The sequence below is a fragment of the Bacillus cereus genome (assembly GCF_002564555.1).
Taxonomy (GTDB): Bacteria; Bacillota; Bacilli; order Bacillales; family Bacillaceae_G; genus Bacillus_A; species Bacillus_A cereus_K.
The window spans coordinates 390,122-414,349 of record NZ_NUVD01000104.1 but is presented as its reverse complement, the minus strand read 5'-3'; the positions used below and the strand labels follow the sequence as shown (position 1 = coordinate 414,349).

Here is a 24,228-nt window from a genome sequence, read left to right as displayed (position 1 = left end):
CATAATATCTAAAAAATAATAACTATAATAACTGTAAGAAAGCGTTTACTTAAATGTTTTTTAGGAGGGTTATTATGAAAAGAGATATTAAGAAAATTATTTCACAAATGACATTAGAAGAGAAGGCAAGTCTATGTTCTGGATTAGACTTTTGGAATACAAAGGGGATTGAGCGATTAGGAATACCTTCAATTATGGTAACTGATGGGCCACATGGGCTTAGAAAACAGGCAGAGGGAGCAGATCATTTAGGGATTTATAACAGTATTCCCTCAACTTGTTTCCCATCAGCAGTAGGGTTAGCCAGTACATGGAATAAAGAATTAATAAAACAAGTAGGAGTTGCATTGGGAGAAGAATGTCAGGCTGAAAATGTAGGTGTTCTCCTTGGACCAGGTGCAAATATTAAACGTTCGCCGCTATGCGGAAGAAACTTTGAATATTTTTCAGAGGACCCGTATTTATCATCACAAATGGCTGTAAATCATGTGAAAGGTGTACAAAGTCAAGGAATTGGGACGTCATTAAAACATTTCGCTGCTAATAATCAAGAGCATCGCAGAATGTCTGTAGATACAATTGTGGATGAAAGAACATTGCGTGAAATCTATCTTGCTAGCTTTGAAGATGTCGTTAAGGAAGCACAGCCATGGACAGTAATGAGTGCTTACAACAAAATAAATGGGGAATACGCTTCGGAAAATACCTATTTGTTAAATGACATTTTGAAAGATGAATGGGGCTTTGAAGGTTTTGTCGTTTCTGATTGGGGTGCAGTAAATGAACGTGTTGAAAGTCTATCGAACGGTTTGGAGTTAGAAATGCCTTCAAGCTTTGGGATTGGTGAGAAGAAGATTGTGGATGCCGTTAACTGTGGTGGGTTAGCTATAGAAAAGCTTGATCAAGCAGTAGAACGTCTTCTTTACATTATTTTTAAAGCAGCGGATAATCAATTGGAAAATGCCGTTTATAGCAAAGATGCACATCATCAGCTTGCAAGAGAAGTTGCGAGTGAAAGTATGGCCATGTTAAAAAATGAAGACTCCATTCTTCCATTGAAAAAAGAGGGCACAGTAGCGGTAATTGGAGAATTTGCAAAACAACCACGTTATCAAGGCGGCGGAAGCTCTCGTATTAATCCAACAAAACTTGAAAGTATTCTTGAGGAAATTGAAACTGTATCGGGGGAAAAAACGAACATACTATTTGCCCAAGGTTATGATCTTGCCAGTGACGATGTAGATGAAAACATGATAAATGAAGCGAAAAAAGTAGCGGAAAACGCCGATGTAGCTGTCCTTTTCGTCGGACTTCCAGATCGTTATGAATCAGAAGGGTTTGATCGAAAGCATTTACAAATGCCAAGAAATCACATGCAATTAATTGAGGCTATCGCTGAAGTGCAAAGTAATATTGTTGTAGTTTTAAGTAATGGTGCTCCAATTGAAATGCCGTGGATAGGTAGAGTTAAAGGAATATTTGAAGGCTATTTAGGTGGACAAGCATTAGGCGGAGCGATTGCTGATTTATTATTTGGTGATGCGAATCCAAGCGGGAAATTAGCAGAAACATTCCCGAAAGTTTTAAGCGATAATCCTTCTTACTTAAACTTCCCAGGTGAAGGTGACAAAGTGGAATACAAAGAAGGGGTGTTCGTCGGATACCGTTATTACGATACGAAAAATATAGAACCATTGTTCCCATTTGGTTTTGGATTAAGCTATACAAACTTTGAGTATAGCAATCTGTCCATAAATCAGAAGGAAATAAAGGATACGGAAAATATTTCTGTCACTGTAAACGTGAAAAACACAGGTAGTATAGCAGGTAAGGAAATTGTTCAGCTTTATATAAAAGATGTTGAAAGCAGTATGATTCGTCCAGAGAAGGAATTAAAAGGGTTTGAGAAAGTGGAATTGCAACCGGGAGAAGAGAAAACGGTTAGCTTTACTTTAAATAAAAGAGCGTTTGCTTATTATAATGTCGAGCTGAAGGACTGGCATGTTGAAACAGGTGAATTCGAGATTTTAGTAGGAAAATCTTCTAGAGAAGTGGTTTTACATGACAGTATTTTTGTTCAATCAACGACAATAGTTCGAAAACAAGTACATCGTAATACGTTACTAGGGGACATTTTTACAGACCCAATTTTAGCGCCAATTGCAAAAGAACTTATGGAAAAAGCACTAAAAGACAGTCCGTTTGCTAGTATGGCTGAAGGGGATAGTGATGCCTCTGAAATGATGGATGCTATGCTAAACTATATGCCGTTACGAGCATTAGTAAACTTTAGCGCAGGTGCTTTTACAGAAGAAATGTTGAGTGAAATAATTGGGCTATTGAACAATACGCAAAAGAATGGATAAATGATGAAGGAATTTTATATTCATTTGAACATTCGTTGTTGAATTTTCATTACGGTCAAAAATTCATACTCAATGGTAAAAAACGCAGGTTGCAATCAAACTGCGTTTTTTTACGTTCAATCCATTTTTGAAACAAGTTATTTAAGTATTTTAATTTACAACAGAACTATAAAAGATATGAGAATATTTTAAAATTCTAAAAAAACAAAAGGTAACATTCGATAAATATAGAATTTAATACATAGCAAACAAGGAGGGGATAAAATGGAAGTCTTTCACGTAACGAGTAGAAAAAGGGAAACATACAACGTTCATATGAGATATTCGATACTTTTCGAATGTGCGCTTGGCATTGCGGCAATTACTCATAAGAGATTAATCGAAACGCTTGAAAAGAGTCAAAGTGAATGGGAAGAAATAAGACAATCATTACCGGTAGAGATGAAAAAGTATTTACAGTTTGTAGAAGAGCATAATACGTGGAAAGCGTTGCTTCAGTTATTGTATGAAGGTGATTTTCAGGACTTATCGCAATTTAATTCTAAAATTGATTCGCTTTCAGAAGAAGAGTTGAAGTATATATGTTTACCGTTTTTAGGAGAGAGGTATCAAGATAAGAGACGGTTAGCCGCAAGTGGGGACGTATGCGCAATACACGAACTTAAGGAACTGACGCATGATCATCAGTTTTTCTCTGTGTATATTGGTTTTATATGTGATGTCGATGTACAAGAACTAAAATCCCATTTAATCGCTGTAATGACAGGATGGTATGAGAGTGTTATTAAGAAAGAGGAAAAGCAAATACTTTCTATATTAGAGCGAGATTATCAGACGAAAAATGAAATGAATCAAAAGATGAAACCAGAGGAGTTTGTAGAATGGGCAACAGGTGGAGTGAACTATATGCCAGAACCAAGTGTTCACCACGTACTTCTTATTCCGCAAATGACGTACAGACCGTGGAATATAGAAGCGGATATTGAAGATACGAAAGTATTTCATTATCCAGTCGCGAATGAAAGCATTCATCCTGAAGATCCGTATGAACCGAATTATTTTTTAGTTCAAAAACATAAGGCGCTTGGGGATGAAGCGAGATTAAGAATTGTAAAAATGTTGTTCGAAAAAGAACGTACATTGCAGGAAATTACAGAAAGACTGCAACTTGGTAAATCGACAGTACACCATCATTTGAAATTGTTACGTGCAGCGAAGTTAGTTGATATACATGAAGGAAAGTATGTATTGAGGAAGAAAGCAGTGCAGTCGTTAGCGAAAGAATTAGAAGTCTTTTTGAATAGATAATAAACAACGAGAATGTACAAAAGGGAGGAATTTAATAGAAAAGTTGGTGAGTCATAGTGAAAAATGTATTGAAAAATCGTTCATTCTTTTTTATGTGGATAGGTAGTGCAATTTCGGAACTAGGCGGGGCTTTCGGGACGTTTTGTAATTCAATTCTTGTATATGAGTTAACAGGATCGAAGACAGCATTAAGTAGTATGTGGCTATTATATTTTATCCCGTCTCTCATACTACAACTAATAAGTGGACCATTTATTGATAAATGGAGCCGAAAGTGGATTATGATTTTTTCGCAATGGATACGGGCGTCCGTATTCTTACTGCCTTTGGTGATGCTAGTGGTAGGCAGTATAGAAGTTTGGCACGTTTACGTTGTTCAAATTGTAGTTGGACTTATTACGCCGCTTTATACACCGGCGAGTCAAGCAATTACGCCGAGTATTGTAAGCAAAGAACAACTTCAAGACGCAAATGGGTATATTGATGGAATGACTCGTCTCATGATGTTTCTTGCTCCTGTATTAGGTGGAATAGTTATTAAATTGATCGGAACGGAACTTACATTAATTTTCGTATGTATTAGTCTATTTGTTAGCGGGGCTTTATTATTTTATATAAAAGAAAAGAGAACAGCACAAGATATTCGGAAAACGTGGCTAGAACAGTTTCTTCATGGTTTTACATATTTTTTCACAAAACCAATCATTGTTTGGCTCGGTGTCTTTCTTATTTTCGTGCAATTTGGAGTTGGGGTAACGATGGTTACCAACCTGCCTTATATAAAAGATGAGCTGTCAGCGGGGTATGCTGAGTACGGTTACTTCATGGCTGGGTTCCCACTTGGCTATGTAGTAGGATCAATACTAGTCGGAAAAGTAACATATAAAAGTCGGCGCATACTTATGCTCGGAGGATTGTTTATAGGGGGACTTACATACATTTCACTAGGATTTAATCATAGTATTATAATCGCCGTAATAATTGAAGTAATAGCAGGTATTTGTATTGCATTTTTCAATGTCCATAATACGACGATATGCCAACAATCAGTTCCAAACAATATGATAGGAAAAGTATTTTCAGTGCGGTTATTTTTCATACGATCTGCTATGCCGTTAGGTGTGTTATTAGGAGGAATACTGAGTGAAATGTGGGGAGTAAGAGTACTATACTTTATCATAGGATCGATTATATGTGTCACTTCTTTAATAGGGATATTACTTCCGTATTTTAAATTTTTGGATGAGCCAATCGAAGAGAAATCCGCATAATTCTAAAAATTTGAAACTATTTAATTGAAAATAATTATCATAATCAATTATAATGGAAGAATACTAGTATTCGTGTTACAAAGAAGGAGTGGGAAATATGTTTATCGAAACGAAGACATTTACAGTAAAAGAAGGTACATCAAATATAGTTGTAGAACATTTCACTGGAGAAGGTATTATTGAAAAATTTGAAGGCTTCATCGACTTAAGTGTTCTTGTGAAAAAAGTAAGACGCGGAGACGAAGAAGTAGTCGTTATGATTCGCTGGGAATCTGAAGAAGCATGGAAAAACTGGGAAACGAGTGAAGAACATTTAGCTGGACATAGAGCTGGCCGTGGTAAACCAAAACCGGATCATATTATTAACGTTGAACATGGTGTTTATTATGTGAAATCATCAAAAGCGGCTTATCAGCAGTCGTAAAATATAAGTAGAGGATACATGTTGTAGAAACTAACATGTATCCTCTTTTTTAGTACTGGGGGATGGGAATGATAGAAAACCTTGCATTCATTACATATGAACAACATAAAAAATTAGTGCAAACAATAGTAGCGGAAACCTTATCTATGGATAAGGTAAATGGATTCATGCTCATCGGATCTGTCGCAAGAGGAGATGCATATCCTGAATCGGATTTAGACTTTTATATTCTTTTAGCGGATGGACAAAAGAAAGAGTTTCATGCTGAAACAAGAGCAGGTATTTTAGTTGAATATAAGTATGCTGATTTTAATCAAATACAAGTAAACTTTAAAAACAATCCGATGGAACTATATTCTTTTTTAGAGGGTAAAATTTTTTTTGATAAAAGCGGTGAGCTGAAAAAGTTAAAGGAAATAGCTAAACATGGATTTGAAAACTACCGTGTTTCTAGTGATAAAGTAAAAGGAATTTCTCATTGGTTAAATAGTTCGCTGATTAAAATTAAGTCTGCATTGAAAGAAAACGAAGAGTTAAAAGCTTCATACATAGTCCAAACGTCAACTTGGACATTGTTGGAAGGGATATGGGCTGTTAATAATAAGCCAGTACCTCCAGCTGGATCTGTTTTGAAGTATATTGAAACATTATCTAAAGTACCAACTAATTTTGGGGAGTTTATAAATAAACTGTTTTTAGGTGATACAACAAAGCGCATTTCTTCAGCAGTTTTCTTGATTGAGTGGATTTGAATTCATTTGGAGAATAAATAATATAGCTATTAAATTTGTCAACTTATATAGGTGAATCGATATTTCATGTTGAATTGTTCATATGATTACATTAATTTCAAAAACGTTCTAGGCTATTACAAAATAGTCTTAGATTGAACACTTAAATCCCTTTCTTTAAACATTTAAGTGTATTCATTATGAGTCTATATAGCATATGGTTAAAAGGAGATGAGTGAATGAAGTTGAATCATTTGAATCTATGTGTTGATGATTTATCAGAAGCGAGACATTTCTTTGAAACATTTTTTGATTTTCAATTTTTGGAGCAAAAAGGAAAGGCACTTGTAGTGATGAGTGATGAGAGTGGATTTATACTTGTATTAAGTGATCCGAAAGTATTCAAGGGGAAACATGACGTTACGTATCCGGAAGCTTTTCATATTGGCTTTTTAGTAGAAACTTCAAGTGAAGTTGATCAAGCATATAATCGTTTAGTAGCCGGCGGCATTGAAATAGACAAGGAACCGTATTCAATGAGAGGTAGTAGTTATGGTTTTTATTTTACAATGTTTAATGGATTGTTAATTGAAGTGTCTTGTATTGACTATAAAGAGGGTAAGAAAATTCAATAGCAATTAACAAGAGTAATTGTTTGAAGGTGTAATATAGCCCCTTATCCAGTTTGGAAAGGGGCTTGATTATTTTATTTGTTTTTTTAAGGAGCATAAAAAGTAAAAAACAAGTGGATTTTAGTCAGGAATATGACTTGTGAGATAGCTTCTTTATTAATCTATCTGAATTTCAAATTCAAGCACAGTTTGATCATTCCTAAAAGGCATATTGTGTTCTTTAAATCGTAAGCTTATTCCAGACAAATTATCAGGAAGGGCAGGAGATACAACAAAATGATGATTCATATGTCCATCTGTGCCGCCACCACCTTCCGGCCAGCAATCGTATGTATCATCTATTGATAATTGAAAGAAAGTATGAGACTTATCTTCATTAAAAGCTTCATTCGTGGAATCCCAATCGCTATATAAATAAACTACACTAGCATTAGAATATTGACGAATAAAGGTTACAGTATACATGATGCCTTTATGTTCATAAGTTTTAAAAACGGGTATATGTTTTTTGAATTTAGTCGGTTCGACACGAGGTTTAAATTCACCTTCGTCCATCATCGAAGAGAATAGTGAATTTAGATAGTCTGGATAAAATCCGTATTGCTTTGCCCATTTATAAATCGCTTCATCATGTGGAAAACCAGGGTCACCATCTGAAAGTTCTTTTCGTTCTTTTAATAGTGCACAAATTTTTTCATCGATAGTATATAATCTTTCATCGTAATAATCAGTAGGGCGTTCAAAAGTCATTCGTTGCATAATCGTTCCTCAATTTCTTTATTTTAACAAAAAAGAAAGGAAGATACATTTTTTAATATAAAAATTAAGTGTAAATCTAAAATCATTCATAAATCAAATATTGTAGACGTAAAATGAAGTTGTGATAACAAGGTCTATTTTGCAGAGGAATTGCTTATGCATAAAAGAACTCTATTTTTTTGTATATTGTTGCTAGAAAATTAAGAGAATCAAGCAGGTTTCCCATATGGTACAGTACGAAACTATTATATGTAGTACAGTGACATAACTAGGAGGTTGCCGCTATGACAGCTTTATTTAAAGATATGGCGTTCCAGCTAAAAACGGAACGACTCGACCTGAATATGTGGGAGGAATCCGATGCAGTCTGGCTGAGAAAATTAATTGCCGAACGTGGTGTGGACATGCCATCCCTAGACTCCGTTGGTAGCGATCTTATCAAGATGCGCAAGAAAGCAGCTGAAAATGGTATTTCTCTGCTCACTATTCGTAGACGAGACGAAGGCGATTTCATCGGATACTGTGGCTTAATTATCGGTCGTTCCACGCTTGAAGAGCCGGAGATTGCATACGAGTTGTTCCGCAGTGTTCATGGTAATGGCTATGCGACTGAGGCAGCATCCGCTGTGCTGGAGGCTGCGATTGCTACGGGTCGCCATAGACTTTGGTCTACTGTAGGCGCTTGGAATACTGCGTCTTTTCGGGTATTAGAAAAGATAGGATTTAAGCGGCATCACAGTACGTTTGGTGAACGCGGTGAGATTGTTTGGAATGTACGCGATCTGTAGAAACCTGACCAAATTAGGAACAATAAAATGTAAAAGAAAGCCCATATGTTAGATATGGGCTTTTCCTTATAGTAAATATTGATTTTGTATTTATTTAAGTGTAATAGTCTAACTTTTACCTTAGTTCTTTACATCATCATATAATTCCAGCGCTTCTTTCACATTTAATCTATTTTTAACAATACCATGTATCGCTTGAATCATCGCAGCTGGGTGTTCAGATTGCCATATGTTTCGGCCCATATCTACTCCAATTGCACCTTCCTGCAGTGCATTGTACGTAATGTTTAATGCGTCTTCGATTGAATCTAGTTTCGGTCCACCGGCGATGACGACTGGGGCAGGGCATGTGCTCGTTATTTTTTCGAATCCTTCGCAGTAATACGTTTTAATAATGTCAGCGCCCATTTCAACACATACGCGGGAAGCAAGTGCAAGGAAGCGTGCCTCTCGTTTTTGTAGTTCTTTGGCAACTGCGGTAATGCCGAGAACTGGTAATCCGTAATCATGAGCTTCTGAAACTACGTTTGCGAGATTCGTAACAGTTTGTGTTTCATAGTCTGATCCGACGAAAACAGAAACGCCGACGCCAATTGCGTTTTGTTTTACTGCTTCTTTTACAGGTGTAACGATTGTTTCATTCGCTAAATCTTTACCGACGACAGTAGCTCCGCCGGATATACGCATTACCATCGGTGTGCTGCAGTTTTCAGGAATGCAGGAGCTAAGTACACCTCGCGTTAAAAAGAGGGAATCTGTATAAGGAAGTAAGTTTTTAACTGTCTCAAGTGGTTGCTCTAGCCCGTGAATGGGTCCTAGGAAGTAACCGTGATCGATGGCTAACATTACCGCTCTGCCATCAGGTAAAATTGTGTTTAATCGATTTTTAAATCCCCAAGTCATTCAAAATCACTCCTTCGTTAATGTTGGATTTTCCGTTTGTACAGTATCTTTATTTGGTAAATGTGGTGATTTGATAAAAACAGCTTTAAAAGGTTTGTCAGAATGGTTAATAAGATAGTGAGATTCATGAGGGCGAACTTGCAGGACATCACCTTGTTTAATTGGAACTCTTTCGTTATTTACATAGAAGTCGATTTCGCCTTCTAATGCATAAAAGACTTCTTCACACGTTGTATGGTAGTGATTTTGAAATTCTTGCCCAGGCTGAATAACAACAAGGCCTAAATCAATATTTGGTCCTTGTATTAAATATTTCGGCCCGTTATCACAGAAGCGATAGGAGAAGTCATTTTCATTCGCTTTTAACATACATTTCACTCCTCTATGTAATATGTTACAGAGCACCAGGCGCAATCCACATATGTGAGGTGAGCCCTTTATCAGCTAAAGCGAGCTGACTGTCATACACAGTTTTCCATGTTTCATAGAACTCTTTATATAGTTCGTGATTTTCAGTAACTGGTTCGAATGTATTTTCCCACTGTACAAACTGTTCGGCAGTTTCTTCCATAGATGAATATATGCCAGCCCCGACTCCAGCAGCAATCGCAGTTCCTAAAGCAGCTGCTTCTTTCACAACTGGTACTTTTACAGGGATACCGAGTACGTCTGAAAGAATTTGAGGCCATAGTTTTCCTTTAGCGGCACCGCCAGCAAAAACGATTTCAGAAGGGAATGTACCTGTGAGATTTTCAATTAGTTTTAAATTGCCAAGTGTAACAAAGGCGGCATTTTCTTCAATAGCACGGAACATTTCTTTCTTTCCGCATTTGTCAGCATCCAAACTTAAATTTAAAAAAGAAGGTGCAGCATGACGCCAAGAAATGTAGTTCATGACGTTTGAAAAAGTAGGGATAATGCCATGTGATCCGACCGGAACGTCTTTCGCTTGTTCTTCTAATAATTCATATGCATCTACACCGAGTTTTTCAGCGAATTTCTTTTCTTCTTGGCAAAAAGCATCGCGAAACCAGCGCATAACAAGACCAGGGAAAAAGGCGATCGTTTCATATTGCCATAGGTTCGGAACGACGTGACAATTTACGCGAATCGCAGCGTGTGAATCCGTTATTGGCTCTGTAATGTTAACTTCTTGTTGCCAAAAGCTGCCTCCGCATATGAGTGTTTGACTTGGCTTAACGACTCCAGTTCCGAGTGATGCCATTTGAGCATCTCCGCCACCAGCAACGACAGGAATTCCTTCACGTAATCCAGTTAATGCTGCGCAATCTTTTGTAACATTACCGATCACTGTACCAGCTTCATTTACATTTGGTGAAAATGGCAAAGTTATCCCGCACTCTTTAGCGACATCGTTATCCCAATTTCTATTTTGTAAATCAAAAATACCGGACGTACATCCGTTTGAAGGATCGATTTGCAGTACGCCGCTTAATTTATATAAAATCCAATCATTTAACATCGTAAAAGAATGAATATTGCTATAGACGTCTGGCTCTTGCTTTTTAATCCAAAGTAGGCGAGGTAAAGCACCTAATGAAAAAGTTTGACCAGACTTTCTATATAAATCTTCTTCAAGATGCGTCCGGATTTCTTTTAGTTCACTAACTTCAGCGGATGCGCGCCCATCAACATTTGCACAGGCCCATATTTCTTGCCCATTTTTATCGTATAAAACAAATCCTTCCCGCATACTCGTTGCGCTAATAGCTTGAATAGAAGAGGGGGGTATATTAGCTTTTTGCAGAACTTCTTTCGTACACTCTTGTACAAGCTGCCAGTTTTCTTTCACATCAAAATTCATAGAACCCGGGTAACGAGGATCCGATTTATGAATCCATTCTTTTTGACTTACTGCAATTTGATTGCCATGTAAATCAAAAAGAACTGCTCGAATGCTCCCTGTACCAGCATCGAAAGCTAATAAAGTAGACATTAACAATCACCGTCCTTTTGTAATAAAGAGAGCGCAGTATCTTTATCAGTAATTAATGTATGAATGTATTTTCCTTTTAAGGCACCGTAAATAGCATCAATTTTTTCTATTCCCCCAGCAACACCAACGACATGCTTCATTTTGCGCAGAATCGAGAGCGGCGTGCCAATAAGGCGGTTGTGATGCGGAAGATGTAATAAATCACCGTTCGTATTATAAAACTGTCCTAAAATATCACCAGCACCGTTTTGGCTACGAATATATGTCATTTCACGTAGCGTTAACTTTTCTTCTTTTACAATAGTTGCATCTTGAGATAGTCCACCAATACCAACAACTGCCGTATGAGCAAGTGAAGCGACAGGAAGCATAGCTTTTACACTCGGTTCTGATAGAATACTTTGTGCCATTTCGGTTGTAGATGCTAGGAAAGGGGTAGGAATAATGTGCAGATCACCTTGCATGTAGTGTAAATAGTTTTGTTTTCTCGGAAGATAGTGATTTACTCCGCCTGTTAGCGTTACGATTGAAAGGTTTATAGAACTTTCAAAATGAATGTTTTCTAGCATTTTGTTAATGGTTTCACCCCATCCAATACCGAGTAAATCGCCTTGCTGGAGCTGAGTTTCTAAATATTGTGCAGCAGCTTTTCCGAGAGAAGCGGCATAATCGTCTATTGGGGTAGGGATAATGAAAGTATTGCGTAAACAAAAGAAAAGGGAAAACATGCAAAGATTCACTCAGAAACAGCATATCGGACGAGCTTGTCTCACAGCTAAAGAATTTCGCTTACTGCAACGCATGTCACATAGTTCAAAAGCATTGCGAAATGCTGGATTGTATACGATGAAACAAATTTACTTGAACAATAACAGGATGGCTACTGTAAAAGAAGTGGACACTGCCATGAAAGCCTATATAAACTACCTGGGAGTTCAATCAAACTCTGTTCAAGCGATTCGTAGAGCCTTATTTACAGGAGTGAAGAGCTTTTTTAAAGCGTTGGAACAGTGGGAGAAAAATCCTGAGAAGTTCACAGGTCGTCCTAAGTTTCCAAATTATTCTCGCTCCACTGACAAACGAATTATTGAAATCTATCAAGTGCCAAAAGTGGATGAGAACGGATATGGGATCATTCCGATGAATGTGGCATGAATGCTAGAGCGTCAACCTGTCTAACGATAGACGAAAAGACCTAGCATTCTAACTCAAGCCCCACTGAAACGCTTTATCTCAGTGGGGGTAGTTGATAATAGTACCAAGCTACTTTAGTTAATAAATTCTCTTCAAAGTACAGCTGAGTCATACTCTTCATCCCTTTCAACAATTGACTACTGCTTAAACATATGTGCCATATATTTTGTTTATTCCAGTTGAAACGATTAATAGTACGTAGAAAAAAGTGTTCTAGATATTAAAAAAAGAATGACGGTGTTAACTTGGAATTCTGATGTGAACCCAAAAGACTGTTCGTTTTATGGGATGTAAAACAACAAGGTGCTCTCGCTACGTATGTTGCAAATGAAATTGTTGTAAAAGGGAAGAAGTTAAAAGTAGGGGATAGCTTCGGAGTAAAAGGAATCGGCAAAGTGAAGGTAGAACCAAACTCTATTCAAGGATATGACTATGAAGCGGAAGGCAACGGAATTATCGTATTACCAGAACGAGTCGTATTTACGAAGGATAATATTGATAAGTATAATTTCTAGAAACGAAAAAACGTCCGAATATATCGGACGTTTTTTGATCTCTTCATTAATTATGAACAGTTTCTTTTTCATTTAATCCAAGTGTACGTCCAGTCGAAGTGTGTAGATCTTGGAACAATCTTGGATTTTCAGTTAGTGAAATGCCATAAGAAGGAACCATTTCTTTTATTTTTGTTTCCCATTCTACCATACGGCTTGGGAAGCATTTTTCTAATACTTCAAGCATAACGTGAACGGCAGTAGAAGCACCTGGAGAAGCGCCAAGTAACGCAGCGATTGATCCGTCAGCCGCACTAACAACTTCTGTACCGAATTGAAGTGTGCCTTTACCACCTGCATCAGTATCTTTAATTACTTGCACACGTTGACCAGCAACTACAATATCCCAATCTTCACTTTTCGCACTTGGAATAAACTCACGTAATTCTTCCATACGTTTTTCTTGTGACAACATAACTTGTTGGATTAAGTATTTTGTTAGTCCCATTTCTTTTACACCAGCTGCTAACATCGTTAAGACGTTATTTGGCTTTACAGAGCCAATTAAATCAAGGTTTGAACCAGTTTTTAAGAATTTAGGTGAGAACCCTGCAAACGGTCCAAACAGTAAAGCTTTTTTATTGTCTATATATCTCGTATCCAGATGAGGAACAGACATTGGCGGAGCGCCAACTTTAGCTTTACCGTATACTTTTGCATGATGTTGCTCAACAACTTTTTGATTTTTACATACCATAAATAGTCCACTTACTGGGAATCCACCGATATGTTTTGATTCAGGAATACCCGTCTTTTGTAGTAGAGGTAGACTACCGCCACCGCCGCCAATAAAGACGAATTTTGCAGTATGATGCTCGATTTTTCCACTGTTCATATCATGTACTTTTACATCCCACAAACCGTTCTTTGTGCGTTTAATATTTTCAACACTATGTTTGTAGTTTAGCTCGACATTTTTAGTTTTTAAGTAATCAAACAACATGCGCGTTAACGCACCGAAGTTAACATCTGTTCCAGAATCAATTTTTGTTGCAGCCATCGGTTCATTAGATGCACGGCCATCCATAATGAGTGGAAGCCATTTTTTTAATGTTTCAGGAGCATCAGAATATTCCATTCCTTGGAATAACGGATTTTTTGAAAGCGCTTCAAAACGATTTTTTAGAAACTCAACATTTTTTTCACCTTGTACTAAACTCATGTGAGGTATCGGCATAATAAAATCTTGCGGATTACGAATTAAATTACTTTTAACAAGATATGCCCAAAACTGTCTTGAAAGTTGGAATTGTTCATTAACTTTAATAGCTTTAGCAATATCTACAGATCCGTCAGCCTTTTCTGATGTATAGTTCAGTTCGCAAAGCGCAGAATGCCCTGTACCTGCATTATTCCATTCGTTTGAGCTTTCTTCCCCGGCACTTGCGAGTTTTTCAAAAACTTTAATTTCCCATTCTGGTGCTAATTCTTTTAGTAATGAGCCTAACGTTGCACTCATAATTCCTGCACCAATTAAGATAACGTCTGTTTTCTGCTGCATGTTGCTCATGATAATCTCTCCATCCCCTATATTGGCAAAAAAGAGTAGGTGTCTTCTATGTCTAAGCCGTAAAAAAGAAACACCGCCTAGGCCCCACCTAGGTATTTACCTTTTTTGTCTCAATTGTATAACCATCTCATACTCTATTATAATAATTAATAGACTAAAATATCTAGTGTTATCTGATAATTTTAAACTATTTAACGCTATATTTGCCAAAATTCTTATTTAACAAGCACTTTTCAGTTAATGAATAGAAAAAAATCACGGTTTGAAATTATCTTAAAAAAGCTTACATCCCTCTAAGTGGTTAGGGGGATACCTTATAATAGAATTTTATTCCTACGAATGATAAGATTATTCAGAAAAATAAAAAGGAGGGATACCAATGCCTAAACAAGAACAAATCGCAAATTTATTTCGAAACTTTTCAATAAAGGAATGTAAAGGATCAAGTGATTTATACGAATATTTATCAATAAACATTGCTGAAGATGAGGAAGTACTTACACTATCTTCTTATGCTCAAACAGGCCAACCAATCCCAAACTTATTATTAGGCGCAGTACATTATTTATTGCTAGCCGGTAAAGACCATCATTTAAAAACGTATTATAGTAGCTTAGTTGAAAATGTTACTACAAATTTAGATAAAGCTTTTGATCACTTTAAAGATTTTTGTAAGGAGTATCGAGAAGAAATCATTACTTTATTACAAACGAAACTCGTTCAAACGAATGAAGTAAGACGATGTGCGTACCTATACCCAAGTTTCTGCTACATATTTAACAAAGTAAAGAAACCGCTAGCGATAATTGAAATTGGTACAAGCTCTGGATTACAACTGTTCTGGGATCAATATCGCTATTCGTATGGAACAGATGAAATGTATGGAAATATACATTCAAGTGTACATTTAACTACTGAAATAAAAGGGGAGAATGTACCTCGTTTTCTAAAAGAAAGTCCATCTGTCACAGAAAGAATCGGACTGGATTTACATGTAAATGATTTACATAATGAGGAAGATTATTTATGGTTACGCGCTTTAATTTGGCCAGAGCATAAAGAAAGGCTTGAAATGTTTGATCAAGCAACATCATTAGTAAAAAATGAATCTGTCCAATTAATAGAAGGAGACGGTGTAGAACTGTTGCCATCTATTATTGAACAAATAAGTGAAGATGCTGTAATCTGCATTTTCCATACACACGTCGCAAATCAAATACCTGAACAAGTAAAACGTAAGTTAGAAAAACACATTCAAGAAATTGGCGCAAATCGTGATGTATTCCACCTCTATAACAACATGTGGGATCGTGACCTTCATATTGATTATTATATTAACGGAAAAGAATATCGTGAAACGGTTGGAGAAACAGAAGGTCATGGTAGATGGTTTAGTTGGAAGCTTGGGAATGAGACGTTATGCTAGATAGTGTTTCTTCAAAATAAAAAATAGCTAATGGGAATATGCCATTAGCTATTTTTTATTAAATTCATCGGGAATCCAAGTGGCAATTTCATTACCAGGTGTAGCAACAACAAGCCAAGCCTCACATTGAACACCAGCTTGCCAACATTCGTAATCTTCATGAAACCCATTTACATAAATAATTTGCCCGTTCTCTAATGTAATCATTAAATGAGGACTTTCTATGCCGAGTTGTATATCTATAACTTTTTGTCTTCTCATTTCAAATATTCTCTTATATTCTTCATCCTCAGTATAATCGTCAAATTCATCTTCATTAGATGGGTATTTTTTTGGGGGATTATTGAATAAACACCATTTCGTTTCGATATTGATATATAATTGCCCCTCATAGTGAACAAAATCATAAAAGTTTGTAAAATCAATTTTTATAGTGTCTGGAGAAATCCCAAATTCCAATCCATCAACTTGCGCTCCTATGAAGAGATTTTTTAACACGTTTTCAGCGTAAGTTTTATTCTCTATATTCATTCATGAAATCCTCCTTTCCTTAAAAATATACTTTATATTTTTATTGTAATAAATAAATTTCCATGTAAAATGAACCTTTTGTGAGAAACGGGCGAATATAGTGTGAAAGATTATGAGAGGGGAACGTAATTTTGGATGAAGTACAATTAAAAGAATGGCTATATAAAATGGAATCTGGGGAGCAAGAAGCCTTTCGATTTATTTATGAGCACACATGTAAAGATATTTATAAAACAGTAGTATTTTTAGTAGGAAGTCAAAATGAAGATGTAGACGATATAGTGAATGAAGTGTACATACAAATGTGGAAGTCCGTAACAAACTATGATATGAATCGTTCCTTTCGTTTTTGGTTACATGGACTAGTTGTGAAGCAAGTACAGGATTGGCGTCGTAAATCGTGGCGAAGGTTTCGAATTTTTGAAAGGAAAAAAATGTATGAGCAAGATCGCCCTTACATTATGCATGAAGATATTTTACATAAGGAAACACGTAATGAATTGGTGGAGATTGTACAAAAATTATCTTATAAGCATCGTGAAGTAATAATTATGCGTTACTTCCATGAATATAGCATGGAGGAAATTGCTGCACTTCTTCAAATTCCTATTGGTACAGTGAAATCCCGATTACATACTGCGCTAAAACGATTAAGAGCTGAAATGGAGCATATGCCAGATATAAGAGAGGGAGAAATAAATGGATTTTGAAAAAAGTGTAACGAATGAATTGAAAAGAAAGGCAGCGAATATAGAGCCTTCTCCTAATCTGGAAGATAAAGTACAAGCCTCTTTTTATAAATACCAAAAGATGAAAAATAAAGAGAAGATTTCTATGAAGAAAAAGTTATTACTTGGCTTTATAGCTGCGGCTATTTTAATACCGACTGGTACTTTTGCAGGTACAACAATAATGGATAAAATTGTAGGGACACCAGAAAAAGCAAGACAAGATATGGGAATGACTGAGGATGGTTATAATGGCGTAATGGAACGTATAGAAATTGCTAAAAGTATATTTACAGAAGAGGACTTTGAAAAGTATGTAGCTTTATTACAGGAAACGTACCATTTTTATAAGAAAGTAAGTGTCGTAGAGAATGGAAAAAGACAATATACAGTAACTAATCGTCTAAATGCTGATGAAGAAACGAGAGATAGAGAAGTAATGGAACAATTACATATATATGAAGAAAGAATAGATCAACATTTTACCTATACATTTGAACAAGCTGAAAAAATAACTGATTTTCCAATCAAGCATCCAACATATATTCCGGTTGGACATCAATTAGTATTTGAAGAGGTAAAAGCTGAAGCAACACTAGGAAAACCTATGCCGCTTATTACGATGAGATATGAAAATCGCAATGTAAAAAAAGAGCCACATACTTCAGAGGCAGAATTAGGTTTTACAATTCATCAATTAGAAATTGTTGAAGGAGAATATAAAGATTACTTTATTGATAGACCATTTGATAAACCATCTGAAAGAGGACCTAATTTTACTGGAGATATAAAGAAATATAAATTAAATGGCTATGCCGTTACATTCGGTGAGTATAAAGAATCGAATGTAAGGGCTATGAAAATAGTGGTACCTGCAAAAAAGGGAGAAAATGCATATCAAATCTATATAAATGATAGTATGCTTTCTAAAAAAGAGCTTGAGAAAGTTTTACTTTCGATGGTTGAATAGGCCTTAATATGTAAAGAAATACTACTTTTAGTTCAAATGTAGCATTTCTTTTTTTTATAGTTAAATATATGTACTTAAAATCTCCCCAGGCAATCCATCAATCTCACAAACTATTTCAGATGTAAAACCGACGTTTAGTAAAATTTTTCGAGAGGGGATATTGTTCGGATCAATAATTGCTTTTAGTACGCTTACATCTGTCTGTTTCGCAATATTCATTAATTCCTTGGCAATTGTACTTCCGTATCTTTTCCCCCAGTGCTTCGGCAACAGCATATATCCAATTTCAGCTTCTTTTACATTTTCCTCATTTACCGTTACATGGCTAAGACCAATGTATTCATTTGTAATAGAGTCATACACTTTATAAGAGCCGAATAGTTGATGTTTTTTATTGCGCTTTAACAATTGTTGAAAGTTAGCTTGCGCCTCTTCTAACGGAATAGAACGCTCTGTAATTTGCGCCATTACTTCTTCGTTTGAAACGAGCTGGAAATATAAGTTGAAATCTGTTGGTTCAAATTTATTGAAATATAGCATCTTCATAATATTCCTCCAAACTAATTTTTAATTGTTCTTCAGAAAAGATAAATCATAATTTCAATTATAAAAGATTAACAAAGACAATTGTTAATCTTTGGTGGAAAGAGTACATACAATTGGTAATTAAGTGCGTGCACTATGGAGTAAATACAGAAAAGGGTGAATGATGCTTATGAGTTCATTGGAGCAAATGATATATGTTGGTATCATCATGTCTATTGTGTTATCCGTATTGATTTTGGGATCTTTATATTATAATCCTCGTCTTTCGTTAACTGATTATCCGAAAGATATCCAGAAGGTAGTTTTTCCGAAAACAATCAATGAAAAAAAGCAAACGATTTATTTTAATGTTGTATACAATACGATTCTCTTCGGTACTCCTTTTATTTCTACGTATATATTGCATCAACAAGAAAAACTATTGTACATGGATGCTTATTTACATACTTTAGGTATTTTAATGATTTTTAATTTAGTAGATTTATTTATAATGGATTGGCTTATTTTTTGCTGGATTACCCCAAGGTTTGTTGTTATTCCTAGCACGGAAGGGATGAAGGGATATAAAGATTACAAGTTTCATTTAAGAGGGGCTATAGTAGGTACTCTGTTTTTAGCGATCGTAAGTTTATTTTTGGCAGGAATCGCGACAACTATTTAATTTTAAAAAGAATGTAACGCCAAATGTAAAGTTTTCTTTTTATTTCTTTTCGGTTGAAGAATCTTAAGTGGTTTTAATCAAACTATTAATAGATAATGTTTCACTTTATAAAAAGGGGGAAATAGTATGACTGAAACAAATGAATCTTCAAGAGTCGATTTAAAGAAAGATGTAAAGTTTTCTATTATAATCCCTGCGCACAATGAAGAAAAGTACATTAGGAAATGTTTAGATTCAATTTCAAAGGCAGCGGAGGCATATAAAGATCAAACTGAAGTTATAGTTGTTTTAAATCGTTGTACAGATAAAACAGAGGAAATAGCAAAATCGTATAACTGTATTACGTTAAAAAATAATGATAAAAACTTATCCAAAATCCGAAATACGGGAGCCAAAATAGCTAGCGGTGACATCATCATTACTATAGACGCTGATACCCAAATGACAGAGTCAATGTTGACTAATGTAGACAAATATTTAGTTTCAGGTAAATACATTGGCGGTGGGGTAACTGGGAAGTTTGAAAGAATATCTTTAGGAATATTCCTTTCCGCAATGTTAATAATAATCCCCATACTTTTTAAGTATGGAGCTATATCTGTAGGGATTTTTTGGTGCTATAGAAAAGACTTTATGGCGATTAATGGATTTAATGAAAACATGCTTATGGCAGAAGACGCAGATTTTGCAAAAAGGTTAAAAGAATGGGGCAAGCAAAAAAATAAGAAATTCGGTACAATTAAAAATGGAATGATAACTTCATGCAGAAGATTTGATACATATGGTGACTGGGCTTTGCTTAAAAACCCAAAAATAATCTTAGCGTATTTAAAAGGAAACGATAAAAAATACGCAGATAAAACATATTATGATAACCAAGAAAGATAACTGTGGACATTCCTAAACAAGTTATCAATAAATGAACTAGTGAAACAAAATAAACATTTAAATATTAGTTTGCTTTTAAATGGAAATCACTCAGGAAGATGACGGCTTTTAATGTTAACTTTCTTATAATAAGGTGGATTAGATTCATATAAAGCGAGGGTGGAATATGACAACAGAATTATATGGTGCGCATTGCAATGAATGGAAAGGCTATAGAGTAATTGAAGGAAGCGATTCATATACTCATTACTTTGGCGGCCAAGATTGTAATTTACCAATATGTAAGCTATGCGGTGAGAAGGTGCACCAAATCATTTGTTTAGATTTGAAAGATGAGAGGCTTGCTGAACTTAAAAGTGGTGCACTGGACATTTTACCATTCGTTTCATGCTTGAACTGTGCAATGGTGTGGGCACCGCAATATTTTCAGTTAAGTGACGGAGGTAAAACAGTTCAAATTATAAGGCAAGATAATACAGAAGAGTGGGGAATGGAAGAAGAATATAAGCTACCGGTGCCCCTCCAAAAAACAAACGTAAAGCTTATAAATATGACAAATGAAGATATACCTACTGATGAAGATAGCTACTGGGAAGCTTTTGACTTGTTCGGTTCAGAATATGTATGTAGGTTATTAGGAGCACCTTTATATAATGATTTTCCAGAAGATTTGGCATGTCCAACTTGTTCTAAAGAGATGAAGTATGTTGCTACCGTTACACAAGATATTGAGGAACGGAAACTTATTTCAGTAGTTGATTTTCAGTTCGGGGATATGCACATCTATTTTTACTTGTGTAAAGATTGTTCTGTAATGAAAACTGAAATACAAAGTACATAATAAAAATAAGACTGACTCATAATGTCAGTCTTATTTTTACGGTGTAACATCATGAAGAATTGCATGAAATATTTCTTTTTGTGTGAAATCATCTGTAAAAACAGTTTCTTTTTTCACTTCGATTGTATCGTGCGGATTATACCATTTTTGTAGGGAATCCTCACCAAATTCATGCCGCTTTTCCCTTGTATTATGTCGTCGAATCGTTTCGTCTAACGATAAATCAAAGTAATATGTATACGAGTTTCCTTCAAAGTAATGTATTAATTCTTTCAACATATCACCATACCTACAACTGTTCAGTATACCTTCTAAAATAACAAACTCACATTTTCCTTTTCCGTATTTCGTAATTTCAAATAGTAAATCATGTGATAAATTACCTATCGTGTCGTGTACTTTTAGCATATCTCTGCGCACAACGTCTTGTGAGACTAAAAGTGTTCCTTGTCCGAAATGTTCTTGCAGTTCCTTTGCGATTGTTGTTTTTCCACTTGCGGAGTTTCCCCTAAGGATAATTAAAGTTGATTTTTGTATAGGATTAGACATAATATATTTCCCCCAACACCTTTGATTATATAGAAAATTTTAACAAATAAAGCAGGGAAAGTGTATAATCAATTTGATGGAAATAAAAAGGCGGGAGATAGATGGAAGATAAATTAAATAAGGCGCAGCCGATTTGGAAGCGGGATTGGTTTCGTTATTTAGGGGTATTTTTAATTGTTCAACTGCTATTTGTTATATGTGATGTTACTGAATGGGCACCAAACTTTAGACCTGGCGGAGAATTTTTCAGTAGAGTTTTAAATTCTCAATTTTTCACGGAATGGTTTACTCCATATAAAGTCCCTCAATTTAATGTATTTACAGCTTTTTTTACGATAATATTACTACCTTACGCACTAATTGGTGCAATTAAAGATTTAACATTAAGAAAAAATATAAATAATTAATTAGAAAGAGGTACTACATGTTATTTCAAAAAGACAGTTTATTGGTTAGATACATAATAGAAAACGATGCACCGATCATTTCCAAATGGTTGACAGATCCAGAAGTATTGCAGCATTACGAAGGACGAGATAATCCTCAGTCTGTAGAAATGGTACTGGATCATTTTATACATAATCCAAACGGTCATGAAAAAAGATGTTTAATAGAATTTGATGAAGTGCCAATTGGTTACATTCAAATGTATCCAGTTGATTCTGAATGGAAAGCGTTATATGGATATGAAGAATCACAAAATGTATGGGGAATGGATCAATTTATCGGTGAACCAACTTATTGGGGAAAGGGGATTGGAACAAACCTCGTTCAAAAAGCGATTACATACATTATGGAGAAAATAGGCGCAGAGGCAATTGCGATGGATCCGAAAGTAAATAATGAACGTGCGATAAAGTGTTATGAAAAATGCGGATTTAAAAAGGTGAAGATTTTAAAGGAACATGAGTTACATGAGGGGAAATTAGAAGATTGTTGGATGATGGAATATAAATAGTTACAAGGGAGCCGTGTGAAATGAAAAAAGCATTAATAGTTATTGATGTGCAAGCGGGTATGTATACAGCGGGAATACCAGTACATAATGGGGAAAAGTTTTTAGAAACATTACAAGAACTTATTGGGGAGTGCCGTTCAAATGATATTCCGATTATTTATGTACAACATAACGGGCCGAAAGATCATCCTTTGGAAAAAGGTACAGATGGTTGGAAAGTGCATGCGGCAATAGCACCACAAGAGGGTGATAGTATCGTTGAAAAGACGACGCCAGATTCATTTCATAAAACAAACTTAAACGAAGTGTTGCAAGAAATGGGAATTGAGCACGTTATGATTTCAGGAATGCAAACAGAGTATTGTGTAGATACGACAACGCGCAGAGCATTTAGTGAAGGATATAAAGTAACGTTAGTGAGTGATGCGCATAGTACGTTTGATACAGAAGTATTGCGTGCTGAAGATATTGTTAAGCATCATAACGCAGTGTTTGGAGCGTTTGCTGATGTTGTTGCATTAAAAGATTTGAAAGTGGAAGCGTAAGTGGGAAAGGGGCTGTCTCTATATGGGGGGCCTCTTTTTTATTAGAATTTTTAACGCAGAACTAAGTTAGAAATGTTTACATTTATATATACATTAAATCTTCGTGGTGTCAGATATTATATTTTAGGATATACCTCTTTTTCATTTTGTACTCCATGTATCAAGAAAAAGTTGGATCGCTTCCCAATAAACAATAGTTAAATAAGTATGACAACGTGTCATATTTTTCCTTTGACGTATGACACGTTGTCATGTGATAATGGCTTATACTTGATTGTGACACGTTGTCATATGCTGCTTAGCTTGGAGGGAATGATGTATTTGCCTACAAAGGAAAAAGAAGATAATTACGTGTCCATGCTAATAGCGATAAAAGGAATTATGCCAGTGTTCAAGCTGTAAAGCTGAATTCAATAGAATAATGAAGATTATCTAAATCATCTCTTGCGTTTTTAGAATAGTACGAATGAAAAAGAGCAATATGTATAAAAAGGCATAACACGTTGTCACATATTTGATCGGAGGAAGAAGGATGCCTAAACAAACATTTTTTAATTTAGAAAGGGAAAAAAAAGAAGTATTAATTCAGGCAGCGATGAAAGAATTTTCAAGAGTTCCATTATTTGAAGCATCGATTTCCAATATTATTAAAGATGCTGGAATACCGAGAGGAAGTTTTTATCAATACTTTGAGGATAAAGAAGATGTCTTCTTCTTTTTATTAAATGAGCACTCTAAAAGAGATAATGAAAAGTTTATTTCAATATTAAAAGAAAATGAAGGTGATTTATTTAACTCGTATATCGAGTTGTACCAATATTTGTTGAGGAAATTTCAAAACTTAGAAAAAAGAAACTTTTTTAGAAATGCCTTTTTGAATATGAATTATAAAGTTGAAAATACATTTACTCGAAATATGAATGCGGAGGATCATAAAAATAGATGGTCTGAAATCGTTACCCTAATAAATAAAGAAAAATTAAATATTGCAGATGAACGAGAAATATTCCATGTCATGAAGATTATCATGGCGGTGACTTTTCACAATCTTATTCAAAATTTCGCGAAGGAAATATCCTTCGATGAGTCGGTGAAAAACTATACTTTAGAACTTTCATTACTTAAAAAAGGGCTCTATAAAAAGGTGGATAAATAATTGAAATTCATAAGGTCGTAAAGGATCCTATA

25 protein-coding genes and 4 pseudogenes are annotated in these 24,228 nt (G+C 35.3%); 19 read left to right on the top strand and 10 right to left on the bottom strand.

From position 1 onward, the window contains the following. Positions 1-74: 74 nt before the first annotated feature. The 6 genes from COI75_RS25760 to COI75_RS25735 all read left to right on the top strand — a co-directional run bounded on the left by COI75_RS25760 (position 75) and on the right by COI75_RS25735 (position 6,735). Entirely contained in the window at positions 75-2,366 is a 2,292-nt protein-coding gene (locus COI75_RS25760) for a glycoside hydrolase family 3 C-terminal domain-containing protein (RefSeq protein ID WP_098380663.1), read from the top strand. A gap of 264 nt (positions 2,367-2,630) precedes the next feature. Next, positions 2,631-3,674 (top strand): ArsR/SmtB family transcription factor, encoded by a 1,044-nt coding sequence (locus tag COI75_RS25755; protein WP_000451634.1) that lies wholly within the window; start codon positions 2,631-2,633, stop codon positions 3,672-3,674. Between the two features lie 56 nt (positions 3,675-3,730). Then, positions 3,731-4,945, top strand: a complete 1,215-nt coding sequence (locus COI75_RS25750) for an MFS transporter (protein WP_000800194.1) — start codon at positions 3,731-3,733, stop codon at positions 4,943-4,945. A gap of 97 nt (positions 4,946-5,042) precedes the next feature. Beyond that, positions 5,043-5,369 carry a heme-degrading monooxygenase HmoA gene (gene hmoA, locus COI75_RS25745; RefSeq protein WP_000469493.1) on the top strand — a complete coding sequence of 109 codons (327 nt, stop codon included), beginning with the start codon at positions 5,043-5,045 and terminating at the stop codon, positions 5,367-5,369. A gap of 68 nt (positions 5,370-5,437) precedes the next feature. After that, entirely contained in the window at positions 5,438-6,121 is a 684-nt protein-coding gene (locus tag COI75_RS25740) for a nucleotidyltransferase domain-containing protein (protein WP_000572055.1), read from the top strand. Between the two features lie 218 nt (positions 6,122-6,339). Then, a complete protein-coding gene (locus COI75_RS25735) occupies positions 6,340-6,735 on the top strand; it encodes a VOC family protein (protein WP_000773090.1) in 396 nt (131 codons plus the stop codon). Positions 6,736-6,888: 153 nt separating this feature from the next. Here COI75_RS25735 and COI75_RS25730 read toward each other — a convergent pair whose 3' ends face one another. Beyond that, positions 6,889-7,491 (bottom strand): chorismate mutase, encoded by a 603-nt coding sequence (locus tag COI75_RS25730; RefSeq protein WP_098380662.1) that lies wholly within the window; start codon positions 7,489-7,491, stop codon positions 6,889-6,891. Between the two features lie 284 nt (positions 7,492-7,775). Between COI75_RS25730 and COI75_RS25725 the strand changes: the two genes are divergently transcribed. Next, a complete protein-coding gene (locus tag COI75_RS25725) occupies positions 7,776-8,279 on the top strand; it encodes a GNAT family N-acetyltransferase (protein WP_000125696.1) in 504 nt (167 codons plus the stop codon). A 120-nt stretch (positions 8,280-8,399) separates the two neighbouring features. On the opposite strand, the gene lsrF is transcribed toward COI75_RS25725, so the two are convergent. From lsrF to COI75_RS25705, 4 genes and pseudogenes are all read right to left on the bottom strand, one after another. Continuing rightward, positions 8,400-9,182 carry a 3-hydroxy-5-phosphonooxypentane-2,4-dione thiolase gene (gene lsrF / locus COI75_RS25720; protein ID WP_000219768.1) on the bottom strand — a complete coding sequence of 261 codons (783 nt, stop codon included), beginning with the start codon at positions 9,180-9,182 and terminating at the stop codon, positions 8,400-8,402. Between the two features lie 6 nt (positions 9,183-9,188). Next, positions 9,189-9,551 (bottom strand): cupin domain-containing protein, encoded by a 363-nt coding sequence (locus tag COI75_RS25715; RefSeq protein WP_000909978.1) that lies wholly within the window; start codon positions 9,549-9,551, stop codon positions 9,189-9,191. A gap of 25 nt (positions 9,552-9,576) precedes the next feature. Beyond that, on the bottom strand, positions 9,577-11,139 hold the full coding sequence (gene lsrK / locus COI75_RS25710) for an autoinducer-2 kinase (protein ID WP_000105697.1): 1,563 nt from the start codon (positions 11,137-11,139) through the stop codon (positions 9,577-9,579). Further along, positions 11,139-11,852 (bottom strand): annotated as a pseudogene (locus COI75_RS25705) (sugar-binding transcriptional regulator); the annotation flags it as partial. The gene lsrK and the pseudogene COI75_RS25705, both read right to left, overlap by 1 nt. Here COI75_RS25705 and COI75_RS25700 point away from each other — a divergent pair. Further along, positions 11,830-12,291 (top strand): annotated as a pseudogene (locus tag COI75_RS25700) (RNA-guided endonuclease TnpB family protein); the annotation flags it as partial. The pseudogenes COI75_RS25705 and COI75_RS25700 overlap by 23 nt on opposite strands. Before the next feature lie 94 nt (positions 12,292-12,385). On the opposite strand, the pseudogene COI75_RS27525 reads toward COI75_RS25700, so the two are convergent. Next, a pseudogene (locus tag COI75_RS27525) lies at positions 12,386-12,526 on the bottom strand (sugar-binding transcriptional regulator); the annotation flags it as partial. A gap of 82 nt (positions 12,527-12,608) precedes the next feature. On the opposite strand from COI75_RS27525, the pseudogene COI75_RS25690 reads away from it, so the two are divergent. Continuing rightward, positions 12,609-12,848 (top strand): annotated as a pseudogene (locus COI75_RS25690) (autoinducer 2 ABC transporter substrate-binding protein LsrB); the annotation flags it as partial. 46 nt (positions 12,849-12,894) lie between these two features. On the opposite strand, the gene COI75_RS25685 reads toward COI75_RS25690, so the two are convergent. Beyond that, the gene (locus tag COI75_RS25685; RefSeq protein WP_000069143.1) at positions 12,895-14,397 is read right to left on the bottom strand and encodes a malate:quinone oxidoreductase; all 1,503 of its coding nucleotides are present in this window, start codon (positions 14,395-14,397) and stop codon (positions 12,895-12,897) included. A 379-nt stretch (positions 14,398-14,776) separates the two neighbouring features. Here COI75_RS25685 and COI75_RS25680 point away from each other — a divergent pair, with 379 nt between their 5' ends. Continuing rightward, positions 14,777-15,823: a DUF2332 domain-containing protein gene (locus COI75_RS25680; protein ID WP_001125907.1), complete on the top strand. Its 1,047-nt coding sequence runs from the start codon at positions 14,777-14,779 to the stop codon at positions 15,821-15,823. Between the two features lie 48 nt (positions 15,824-15,871). On the opposite strand, the gene COI75_RS25675 is transcribed toward COI75_RS25680, so the two are convergent. Beyond that, a complete protein-coding gene (locus COI75_RS25675) occupies positions 15,872-16,354 on the bottom strand; it encodes a hypothetical protein (RefSeq protein WP_001019600.1) in 483 nt (160 codons plus the stop codon). Positions 16,355-16,485: 131 nt separating this feature from the next. Here COI75_RS25675 and COI75_RS25670 point away from each other — a divergent pair, with 131 nt between their 5' ends. Together COI75_RS25670 and COI75_RS25665 are read left to right on the top strand one after the other, a co-directional pair. Beyond that, complete coding sequence (locus tag COI75_RS25670) at positions 16,486-17,064, top strand: sigma-70 family RNA polymerase sigma factor (protein ID WP_000344750.1); 579 nt, start codon at positions 16,486-16,488, stop codon at positions 17,062-17,064. Next, on the top strand, positions 17,054-18,052 hold the full coding sequence (locus COI75_RS25665) for a hypothetical protein (RefSeq protein WP_000345195.1): 999 nt from the start codon (positions 17,054-17,056) through the stop codon (positions 18,050-18,052). The genes COI75_RS25670 and COI75_RS25665 overlap by 11 nt, the downstream gene beginning before the upstream one ends. A 60-nt stretch (positions 18,053-18,112) precedes the next feature. Here the strand turns inward: COI75_RS25665 and COI75_RS25660 are convergent, their stop codons facing one another. Then, positions 18,113-18,598, bottom strand: a complete 486-nt coding sequence (locus COI75_RS25660) for a GNAT family N-acetyltransferase (protein ID WP_000783236.1) — start codon at positions 18,596-18,598, stop codon at positions 18,113-18,115. A gap of 169 nt (positions 18,599-18,767) precedes the next feature. Between COI75_RS25660 and COI75_RS25655 the strand changes: the two genes are divergently transcribed. The 3 genes from COI75_RS25655 (at position 18,768) to COI75_RS26720 (ending at position 20,988) form a co-directional block, all read left to right on the top strand. Next, positions 18,768-19,259: a hypothetical protein gene (locus COI75_RS25655; protein WP_033658001.1), complete on the top strand. Its 492-nt coding sequence runs from the start codon at positions 18,768-18,770 to the stop codon at positions 19,257-19,259. Positions 19,260-19,385: 126 nt separating this feature from the next. Continuing rightward, positions 19,386-20,147, top strand: coding sequence for a glycosyltransferase (locus tag COI75_RS25650; protein ID WP_000141010.1), 762 nt, complete (start codon positions 19,386-19,388; stop codon positions 20,145-20,147). Between the two features lie 166 nt (positions 20,148-20,313). After that, the gene (locus COI75_RS26720) at positions 20,314-20,988 is read left to right on the top strand and encodes a hypothetical protein (protein WP_000206090.1); all 675 of its coding nucleotides are present in this window, start codon (positions 20,314-20,316) and stop codon (positions 20,986-20,988) included. A gap of 36 nt (positions 20,989-21,024) precedes the next feature. Here COI75_RS26720 and COI75_RS25640 read toward each other — a convergent pair whose 3' ends face one another. Next, positions 21,025-21,537: a kinase gene (locus COI75_RS25640; protein WP_000070152.1), complete on the bottom strand. Its 513-nt coding sequence runs from the start codon at positions 21,535-21,537 to the stop codon at positions 21,025-21,027. Positions 21,538-21,638: 101 nt separating this feature from the next. Here COI75_RS25640 and COI75_RS25635 point away from each other — a divergent pair, with 101 nt between their 5' ends. The 4 genes from COI75_RS25635 (at position 21,639) to COI75_RS25620 (ending at position 24,196) form a co-directional block, all read left to right on the top strand. After that, positions 21,639-21,944, top strand: a complete 306-nt coding sequence (locus COI75_RS25635; RefSeq protein ID WP_000389626.1) for a YfzA family protein — start codon at positions 21,639-21,641, stop codon at positions 21,942-21,944. 17 nt (positions 21,945-21,961) lie between these two features. Further along, positions 21,962-22,495, top strand: coding sequence for a GNAT family N-acetyltransferase (locus tag COI75_RS25630; RefSeq protein ID WP_000898762.1), 534 nt, complete (start codon positions 21,962-21,964; stop codon positions 22,493-22,495). 20 nt (positions 22,496-22,515) lie between these two features. After that, positions 22,516-23,040: a cysteine hydrolase family protein gene (locus COI75_RS25625; protein ID WP_000709519.1), complete on the top strand. Its 525-nt coding sequence runs from the start codon at positions 22,516-22,518 to the stop codon at positions 23,038-23,040. Positions 23,041-23,572: 532 nt separating this feature from the next. Then, the gene (locus tag COI75_RS25620; protein ID WP_001126047.1) at positions 23,573-24,196 is read left to right on the top strand and encodes a TetR/AcrR family transcriptional regulator; all 624 of its coding nucleotides are present in this window, start codon (positions 23,573-23,575) and stop codon (positions 24,194-24,196) included. The last annotated feature ends 32 nt before the right edge of the window (positions 24,197-24,228 follow it).

Coding starts and splice junctions, on each gene's coding strand:
- COI75_RS25760 (WP_098380663.1), top strand. CDS start 75: ATGAAAAGAGATATTAAGAAAATTATTTCACAAATGACATTAGAAGAG.
- COI75_RS25755 (WP_000451634.1), top strand. CDS start 2,631: ATGGAAGTCTTTCACGTAACGAGTAGAAAAAGGGAAACATACAACGTT.
- hmoA (WP_000469493.1), top strand. CDS start 5,043: ATGTTTATCGAAACGAAGACATTTACAGTAAAAGAAGGTACATCAAAT.
- COI75_RS25740 (WP_000572055.1), top strand. CDS start 5,438: ATGATAGAAAACCTTGCATTCATTACATATGAACAACATAAAAAATTA.
- COI75_RS25735 (WP_000773090.1), top strand. CDS start 6,340: ATGAAGTTGAATCATTTGAATCTATGTGTTGATGATTTATCAGAAGCG.
- COI75_RS25730 (WP_098380662.1), bottom strand. CDS start 7,491: ATGCAACGAATGACTTTTGAACGCCCTACTGATTATTACGATGAAAGA.
- COI75_RS25725 (WP_000125696.1), top strand. CDS start 7,776: ATGACAGCTTTATTTAAAGATATGGCGTTCCAGCTAAAAACGGAACGA.
- lsrF (WP_000219768.1), bottom strand. CDS start 9,182: ATGACTTGGGGATTTAAAAATCGATTAAACACAATTTTACCTGATGGC.
- COI75_RS25715 (WP_000909978.1), bottom strand. CDS start 9,551: ATGTTAAAAGCGAATGAAAATGACTTCTCCTATCGCTTCTGTGATAAC.
- lsrK (WP_000105697.1), bottom strand. CDS start 11,139: ATGTCTACTTTATTAGCTTTCGATGCTGGTACAGGGAGCATTCGAGCA.
- COI75_RS25685 (WP_000069143.1), bottom strand. CDS start 14,397: ATGAGCAACATGCAGCAGAAAACAGACGTTATCTTAATTGGTGCAGGA.
- COI75_RS25680 (WP_001125907.1), top strand. CDS start 14,777: ATGCCTAAACAAGAACAAATCGCAAATTTATTTCGAAACTTTTCAATA.
- COI75_RS25675 (WP_001019600.1), bottom strand. CDS start 16,354: ATGAATATAGAGAATAAAACTTACGCTGAAAACGTGTTAAAAAATCTC.
- COI75_RS25665 (WP_000345195.1), top strand. CDS start 17,054: ATGGATTTTGAAAAAAGTGTAACGAATGAATTGAAAAGAAAGGCAGCG.
- COI75_RS25660 (WP_000783236.1), bottom strand. CDS start 18,598: ATGAAGATGCTATATTTCAATAAATTTGAACCAACAGATTTCAACTTA.
- COI75_RS25655 (WP_033658001.1), top strand. CDS start 18,768: ATGAGTTCATTGGAGCAAATGATATATGTTGGTATCATCATGTCTATT.
- COI75_RS25650 (WP_000141010.1), top strand. CDS start 19,386: ATGACTGAAACAAATGAATCTTCAAGAGTCGATTTAAAGAAAGATGTA.
- COI75_RS26720 (WP_000206090.1), top strand. CDS start 20,314: ATGACAACAGAATTATATGGTGCGCATTGCAATGAATGGAAAGGCTAT.
- COI75_RS25640 (WP_000070152.1), bottom strand. CDS start 21,537: ATGTCTAATCCTATACAAAAATCAACTTTAATTATCCTTAGGGGAAAC.
- COI75_RS25635 (WP_000389626.1), top strand. CDS start 21,639: ATGGAAGATAAATTAAATAAGGCGCAGCCGATTTGGAAGCGGGATTGG.
- COI75_RS25630 (WP_000898762.1), top strand. CDS start 21,962: ATGTTATTTCAAAAAGACAGTTTATTGGTTAGATACATAATAGAAAAC.
- COI75_RS25625 (WP_000709519.1), top strand. CDS start 22,516: ATGAAAAAAGCATTAATAGTTATTGATGTGCAAGCGGGTATGTATACA.
- COI75_RS25620 (WP_001126047.1), top strand. CDS start 23,573: ATGCCTAAACAAACATTTTTTAATTTAGAAAGGGAAAAAAAAGAAGTA.